We start from the raw sequence: 7,134 nt of genomic DNA on the forward strand, positions 1-7,134 counted from the left end.
CCCTCGTCGCCAGTGCCGCGATGGTCGTCGTCGGCGTCCAGGCAGGCACCTCCGCCCAGGCCGCAACGGACCGCGCGACAGGCGCCACCGCTCTCCCCCTCAGCGCCTCCGAGCGGGTCACCGCCCTCAAGGACGCGCCGGGACAAGGCCCAGCAGATCTGGTATAAGGCCCTGTCCACGTACATGACGTCCTCGACCGACTACGCGGCCGCGCGCACCGCCACGCTCAAGGCGGCCGCCGACCTGTACGGCGCGGGCAGCGCGGAGGCCACGGCCGTCGCGGCCGCCTGGGCCGCGGTGAACGTCAACTAGCTTTCTCCGGCTTGCCGTTCCCGTACAGCCAGGTCTCCCAGACCCCGGCGAGGGCCTCGCCCTTGCCGGGGTTGCGCTGCTCCACATAGGCCGTGAAGTCGGCCGTGCTCGCGTTCCCGTACTTGTGGTCGGCTGGCCAACTCCGCAGCAGGGAGAAGAACTTGTCGTCGCCGATCACCTCGCGGACGCGCTGCAGCACCATCGCGCCGCGCTGGTAGACGGGCGCGTCGGAGATGTGCGCGGAGGTCGACGGCTCGGCGGGCGGGAAGGACCAGACGCCGTCGCTCGCCGGGCGGTCGTACACCGCGTCGAAGGACTGGCGGGCCGTGTCGCCGCCGTGGTCCTCGTCCCACAGCCACTCCGCGTACGTCGCGAAGCCCTCGTTGAGCCACATGTCGCGCCACGACTTCGGGGTGACCGAGTCGCCGTACCACTGGTGCGCCAGCTCGTGGACGAGGGTGGCGAGGTCGGGGGCGCCGGGGAAGACGGGGCGGTTCTGGGTCTCCAGGGCGTAGCCCGCGTCGCCGTCGCGGTCGACGATCGCGCCGGTGGAGGAGAACGGGTACGGGCCGAAGGTCTTCGCCTCCCAGTCGACGACCTCGGGCAGCCGCGCGAGCACCTTCGCGCTCGCCGCGGCCTCGGCCGGGTCGACGGCCGTGTACACGGGGATCCCGGCGGGCGTCCGGCCCTCCTCCGTCTCGAAGTCGCCGATCGCGACGGTCGCCACATAGCTCGCCATGGGCTGTGCGACGTGCCAGGCGTAGGCGGTGCGCCGGCCGTCGGGGCTGCGCTCGGTGCTCCTCAACTCCCCGTTGGAGACGGCCTTCACCCCCGTCGGGACGGTGACCGTGATGTCGTACGTCGCCTTGTCCGACGGGTGGTGGTTGCCGGGGAACCACGCCATGGAGCCGGTGGGTTCGCCGAGGCCGAGCGCACCGTCGGCGGTGCGCAGCCAGCCCTCCTCCGAGCCGTCCGGGTCGGTGATGGTGACGGGTTCGCCGGTGTAGCGGACGCTCGCGCGGAAGGTGGCGCCCTTGCGCAGTTCGTCGTGCGGCCGGACCGTCAGCTCGTGCCCGGCGCGGCTGCCCACGGCCGGCTTCCCGTCGACGGTGACCTTCTTGACCGTCAGCCCCTCCAGGTCGAGGTTGAAGGCGCTGAGGTCCTGGCCCGCGGTCGCGGTGAGGTCGGCCGTGCCCGTGAGGCGGTGGGAGGCCGGGTCGTAGTCGAGGTCGAGGGCGTAGTGCGTGACGTCGTAGCCGCCGTTGCCCAGCTTCGGGAAATACGGGTCGCGCAGGCCCGCGGCGCCGGGGGTGCCGTGGACGCCGCCCTCGCACGCGGCGAGGGCGGCCAGGGCGGTGAGGGACAGCAGGGCCGCGGGGAGCCGGAGGGTGCGCACCCCGCGATCCTATTGCCCCGAATGCCCCGCTTCCCCGTCACAGCACGGCGATGCCCAACGGCCGTTCGCCCGCGGCCAGTCGGCGGACGTCGCCGCTGTCGAGGTCGACGACCGAGATGCCGTTCCAGTAGCCGTCGCGGGTGAAGCCGCCGGTGACGTACGCGGTGCGGCCGTCGGCGGAGACCGCGACGTCTTCGTGCGGGCCGTCCAGCGGGATCACCTTCTCCTTGCCGTCCTTCGTCCGGACGCTCAGCGACGGGCCCTCGTCCCTGGACGGATCGATGGGTCCTGTGCCGACGGCGAGGAGGGTGCCGTCGGGGGTGACCGTGACGCCGTGCTGGTGCGTGTTCGCCGTCATCCGCTCGATCGTCGAGCGGCCGGTGTCCGGGTCGACGACGACCAGCTTCTCGCCCTCGAAGGGGAACAGCAGCCTGCCGTCGGACGGGCGGACGGCCGCGTAGTGCGGCTTCAGCCAGGAGCCGAGCCCGCCCTCGGTGCCGTACGGGGCGACCTCGATGCGGCGCGCGTCGTGCGTGCGCGCGTCGACGACGGTGACGTCGAACGAGTCGTGGTCGGTCGCGTAGACCTCACGGCCGTCGCGCGAGACGTCCACGTCGAAGGGGCGGCGGCCCACGCCGGTGACGTCGGTGACCTCGCGGGTACCGGTGTCGATGGTCTCCAGCGTGCCGTTGCCGCCGGGCACGTTCACGCCGACGTAGACGTGGTCGCCGTCGGGCGCGAGGGCGATGCCCATGCCGCCGCCGCGGTACTCGCCGCCGGTGACCGGGCCGAGGTCCTCCGTCTCGTACGCGACGAGGTCCGTGCGCTTCCGCTCGTGCGTGTCCACGACGGCGACGCCCTCGGCGGTGGCGACCCAGGCCCGGCCGTCCTCGCCGACGACCAGTCCGTACGGGGCCTCGCCGACCCGCACCGAGTCGATCGCGCCCCGGTCGGGGTCGACGAAGGTGACGGTGTCGGAACCGAAGTCGGCGACGAGGAGGGTGCCGTCGGGGGTCTTGCCGGTGGTCTTCGGCGACGACGGCTTCGGCGACGTGGGCGAGTCCGGGGGCTTCGACGCTGAACTCGCGCTCGTTTCAGGGGAGTTGGCATCCGCCGCGTCGCTCTGCTGGGCCGCGCACCCGGTGGCGAGGACGACGACGGCCGTCGCGGCCAGGACGAGACGCCTCACCGTACGGCCCTCAGCAGACCGGCGATCTCCTGGAAACCGCGGCGCTCGGCGTGCTCCAGGGCGGTGACGCCGTCCGCGTCGGGCAGGCCGGGGTCGGCGCCCGCCGTGATCAGCAGCTCCACGATCTCCTGGTGGGCCCGGCCGCCGTCGCCGAGGATCACGGCTTCGAGCAGCGCGGTCCAGCCGAGCCGGTTGACGTGGTCGACGTCGATGTCGGTCTCGCGCAGCACGGCCCGGACGTAGTCGACGTGGCCGCGCTCGGCCGCCGGGATGACGGAGATGCCGCCGAAGCGGTTCGTCACCTTCAGGTCGGGGTGCGCGGGCAGCAGGGCGCGCATCATCGCGACGGAGCCGGTGACGCCCGTGACCAGCCAGGCGCTGTCACTGCGGTCGTCCTGGGCGTTCGGGTCGGCCCCGGCCCCGACGAGGACCTGCGCGGCGGCGACGTGGTCGTGCAGCGCCGCGAGGAGCAGCGGGGTGCGGCGGTGGGCGTCGCGGGCCTCGGGGTCGGCGCCCGCCGTGAGGGCGGCGCGGACGGCTTCGGCGTCGCCCGTCGCGGCAGCGTCCAGCAGGTTTCGGTTCATCGGGCCCCTCCGAAGGGTCAGGAGGAGCGGGGCCAGGGGCAGCGGCCCGTGGCCCACGCCCCGTCGCGATGGCTGTCTCGTGGGCGAGTGCGCGTCCATGGTGGCCGGTGGCGCAGGGCCCCGCGCCCCTCGGGGGACGCGGGGCCCGGCGCACGGTCCTAGCCGAGGGAGGCCACGCCGGCCTGGGCGAACTTCTCGTCCAGGTCGCCCGACGGGGCGCCGGCGACGCCGATGCCGGCGATCGGGGCGTTCTTCGCGGTGACGGGGGCGCCGCCCGCGAGGAACAGGGTGCCCGGGATGTCCTTCAGCGTCGGGGCGTTCTCCAGCCGCTTGGTCAGCTCCGAGGTCGGGGCGTTCCAGGAGACGGCGGTGTACGCCTTCTTCACGGCCGACTCGTAGGACTGCGGGCCTGCGCCGTCGCCGCGCAGGGTCAGGATCGTGTTGCCGTTGCGGTCGACGACGGCGACGGAGACCTTCTGGTTCTCCTTCTCGGCGGCGTCGAGCGCGGCCTGCGCGGCCTTCGACGCGGCGTCGATCGTCAGGTGCGTGGACGACGTGGTGGTGTTGCCCTTGACGTTGGCGGCCGGGGCGGCGGCCACGGCCTGCGTCGTCTCCGACGCGCTCGCCGAGTAGGCGCCGAAGCCACCGAGGGCGACGGCCGCGGCAAGGGTCGTGCCGGTGATGACGCGGGTGCGCTTCGAGACCTTCTTGACGTGCTTCATGAGGACAACTCCCAAGTTCGGTGAGGGTGGTCGGGCGGTGTGCCCACGACCTCGCGGTGCCGTTCGTCGAGGAGGCCCGGGGCTCCGGGGGTGCATCCCGGTTCCGCCGTCCCGCTCTGCCTCAATCCTGGGTCCGGACCGGGGCCAGGACCCTCGACGGACCGGCTGGACGCGGCGCGCCGAGCGGCCGACACCGGGGTCATCCGAACGGTTGACCCCGGGGGCGCCGCACCCGACGACAATGGGAGTGTTTGCCCAGTTCGCAGCGGTGGAGGAGGTGACGGTGGGCGCGACCACGAGACGCACCGACCAGTCGTACGAGAACGACACCCGGTGGCTCACCGCCGTCATGCACGCCGCGTTCTTCCTGCTGCTCGGCGTGGCCCTGGCCCGGTTCCTGCTGCGCCACCCCGGCGGCACCCGCACGCCCTGGATCATCGCGCTGAGCGTGGTCCTCGCCGTGCTGTACGTCCTCGGCATCGCGCTGGACCGGCCGCGCCGCGCCACCGTCCGGCGGCGCCTGTGGCTGGCGGCCGTGGTCGCCGTGGTCGTGGTCCTCGTGATCCTCGCGCCGAGCTTCGCCTGGGTCGGGGTCCCGCTCTTCTACACCGGCCTGCGCACCCTGCCCACGCGCGCGGCACTGCTCCTGGTGACGCTGCTGACCGGTCTGGTCATCGCCTCCCAGCTTCGGCTCGCCGGCCGCTGGGACCCGGACCTGGTGCTCGGCCCGCCCGCCGTCTCCATGCTCGCCACCGCCGTCTTCCTCCAGATGCAGCGGCAGGCGGCCCGCCAGCGCGCCCTCATCGACGACCTGATCAGGACCCGCCGGGAACTCGCCGCGTCCGAGCGCCGCGAGGGCACGCTCGCCGAGCGCCAGCGGCTGTCCATGGAGATCCACGACACCCTCGCCCAGGGCCTGTCCAGCCAGCAGATGCTGCTCCAGGCCGCCGAGCGGGTGTGGGAGTCCGACACCGGCAAGGCCCGCGCCCACGTGCACACCGCGGCGTCCATCGCCGAGCACAACCTCACCGAGGCGCGCCGCTTCGTGCACGACCTGGCGCCCGCCGACCTCGCCCACGGCCTGGAGGCGGCACTGCACACCGTCGCCGAGCGGGAGTCCGGCGACCGGCTCTCGGTCCGCGTCCACATCGACGACGGGGGCCGCACCCCGCGGCTGCCCGACCGGGTCCAGTCGGCGCTGCTGCGGATCGCGCAGGGCGCGCTGGCCAACGTACGCGAGCACTCCGGCGCCACCACCGCGGCGATCACGCTCACGCTCCTGGACGACCAGGTCGTCATGGACGTCGCCGACGACGGCCACGGCTTCGACCCGGCGACGCTGCCGGACGCCGCCGCGGGCGTCCGCGGCCACGGCCTCCCCGCGATCCGCGCCCGCGTCCACCAGCTCGGCGGCACCCTGACGATCGAGTCGTCCCCCGGCGAGGGCGCGGTCCTCTCGGCGGCGATCCCCGTCGAGCCGCCCGATGCCTGACGCCACGGGCGCCGCCCGAACCCGGGCGCGGTCCTCTCCGCGGCGATCCCCGTCGAGCCCCAGGTGCCCGACGCCACGGGGCGCCGCCCCGAACCCCGCTCCTCAATCGCCGGAGGGGCTGGATTTCACCGCCCCCGGGATGTCGGCCGCAGGCCGCAGGCCGCGCCCTCAGCGGCGCGGGGCTGTGCCAGCATGCGGCTCCGCCGCGCGAGCGCGACCAGCCACGACGAAACCCGCACCCGCCCACCAGCTCGACCCGCCACGGCGAGAAGGAGCCCACCCCATGACCGGCCCGAGCCCAGCCAACGCCCCGGTGAGAATCCTCCTCTGCGACGACCACGTAGTGGTCCGCGCCGGACTGCTCGCCCTCCTCGACAGCGCCCCGGACATCGAGGTCGTCGGCGAGGCCGGCACCGGCGAGGAAGCGCTCGCCCTCGTCGCGAAACTGCACCCCGACGTCGTCCTGATGGACCTCCAGCTCGGCGAGGGCATCGACGGCGTGGAGACCACCCGCCGCATCACCTCCGCCCCGTCCCCCACCCCGAACGTCCTGGTCCTGACCACGTACGACACCGACGCCGACATCACCCGCGCCATCGAGGCCGGCGCCACGGGCTACCTGCTCAAGGCGGAACGCCCGGAGGAACTCTTCGCCGCGATCCACGCCGCCGCCCAGGGCCGCACGGCCCTCTCCGCCCCCGTCGCCAGCCGCGTCATGGCGAACATGCGCAAACCGCGCCCCACCCTCACCGACCGCGAGCGCGACATCCTCGGCCAGCTCGCGCACGGCCTCGGCAACCGGGAGATCGCCAAGGCCCTGTTCATCAGCGAGGCCACCGTCAAGACGCACCTGGGCCGGATCTACGACAAGCTCGGCGTGGACACCCGGGCGGGCGCGGTGGCCGTGGCGAAGGAGCAGCGCCTGCTGCCCTGAGCGCACGGAACCGCCGCCGTGCGCCCGTCGGGCCGGTACGTGACACCATCACGTACGTGCTCGACATCGGTTACGCCCTCTCCCGCCGCTTCCCGGACCCGCCGCAGACGGACTACCGGCGCGCGGACGTCCACGCGCTGCGCCACGACCTGTTCAGCGGTGACGTGTACCTCGCCGACACGAAGGCGGACCGGGAGCTGTCCACAGCCTGGGGATGGGTGCCGGTGCTCGACTTCGCGTGGGCGCTGTGCGACATCGTCGAGCAGGTGGACCGCGACCCACGCGGCAGCCGCAGCGCCACCCCCCAGTACGCGGAGCTGGACTTCACCGAGTCCACCGACCGCATGCTCTTCGAGCGCCGGTTCGGCTGGGTCGACATCGAGGCCGACTGGATGCCGGGCGACGAGCCCCCGCTGACCTTCTCCCACGCCGAACTGCGCCGCGAGGCCCGGGACTTCCTGCACGACCTGATCGCCGACCTCACCGACATGCACGAGGACCTCGG

7 protein-coding genes and 1 pseudogene are annotated in these 7,134 nt (G+C 73.6%); 4 read left to right on the top strand and 4 right to left on the bottom strand.

What is annotated here, in order from left to right; all coding sequences use genetic code 11:
* Window positions 1–135: 135 nt before the first annotated feature.
* A pseudogene (locus M4J07_RS45765) lies at window positions 136–312 on the top strand (M4 family metallopeptidase); the annotation flags it as partial.
* Here the strand turns inward: M4J07_RS45765 and M4J07_RS45770 are convergent.
* The 4 genes from M4J07_RS45770 to M4J07_RS45785 all read right to left on the bottom strand — a co-directional run bounded on the left by M4J07_RS45770 (window position 305) and on the right by M4J07_RS45785 (window position 4,203).
* Window positions 305–1,708, bottom strand: coding sequence for a M1 family metallopeptidase (locus M4J07_RS45770; RefSeq protein ID WP_255982932.1), 1,404 nt, complete (start codon window positions 1,706–1,708; stop codon window positions 305–307). The pseudogene M4J07_RS45765 and the gene M4J07_RS45770 overlap by 8 nt on opposite strands.
* 37 nt (window positions 1,709–1,745) lie before the next feature.
* A complete protein-coding gene (locus M4J07_RS45775; RefSeq protein WP_255982934.1) occupies window positions 1,746–2,897 on the bottom strand; it encodes a hypothetical protein in 1,152 nt (383 codons plus the stop codon).
* Window positions 2,894–3,481: an ankyrin repeat domain-containing protein gene (locus M4J07_RS45780; protein ID WP_255982936.1), complete on the bottom strand. Its 588-nt coding sequence runs from the start codon at window positions 3,479–3,481 to the stop codon at window positions 2,894–2,896. Before M4J07_RS45780 ends, M4J07_RS45775 begins: the two co-directional genes overlap by 4 nt.
* Window positions 3,482–3,639: 158 nt before the next feature.
* Window positions 3,640–4,203 (bottom strand): GlcG/HbpS family heme-binding protein, encoded by a 564-nt coding sequence (locus tag M4J07_RS45785; protein WP_255982938.1) that lies wholly within the window; start codon window positions 4,201–4,203, stop codon window positions 3,640–3,642.
* Between the two features lie 349 nt (window positions 4,204–4,552).
* On the opposite strand from M4J07_RS45785, the gene M4J07_RS45790 reads away from it, so the two are divergent.
* The 3 genes from M4J07_RS45790 to M4J07_RS45800 all read left to right on the top strand — a co-directional run.
* Window positions 4,553–5,695, top strand: coding sequence for a sensor histidine kinase (locus M4J07_RS45790; RefSeq protein WP_255982944.1), 1,143 nt, complete (start codon window positions 4,553–4,555; stop codon window positions 5,693–5,695).
* 283 nt (window positions 5,696–5,978) lie between these two features.
* Entirely contained in the window at window positions 5,979–6,629 is a 651-nt protein-coding gene (locus M4J07_RS45795; protein ID WP_255982940.1) for a response regulator, read from the top strand.
* 56 nt (window positions 6,630–6,685) lie between these two features.
* A partial coding sequence (locus M4J07_RS45800) for a hypothetical protein (protein WP_255982942.1) occupies window positions 6,686–7,134 on the top strand: 449 nt, incomplete at its 3' end.

Source organism: Streptomyces longispororuber (assembly GCF_024448165.1).
Taxonomy (GTDB): domain Bacteria; phylum Actinomycetota; class Actinomycetes; order Streptomycetales; family Streptomycetaceae; genus Streptomyces; species Streptomyces longispororuber_A.

Bases quoted from the DNA above. Each gene is read 5' to 3' on its own strand.
- M4J07_RS45780 (WP_255982936.1), bottom strand. From the start codon at position 3,481: ATGAACCGAAACCTGCTGGACGCTGCCGCGACGGGCGACGCCGAAGCC.
- M4J07_RS45785 (WP_255982938.1), bottom strand. From the start codon at position 4,203: ATGAAGCACGTCAAGAAGGTCTCGAAGCGCACCCGCGTCATCACCGGC.
- M4J07_RS45790 (WP_255982944.1), top strand. From the start codon at position 4,553: ATGCACGCCGCGTTCTTCCTGCTGCTCGGCGTGGCCCTGGCCCGGTTC.
- M4J07_RS45795 (WP_255982940.1), top strand. From the start codon at position 5,979: ATGACCGGCCCGAGCCCAGCCAACGCCCCGGTGAGAATCCTCCTCTGC.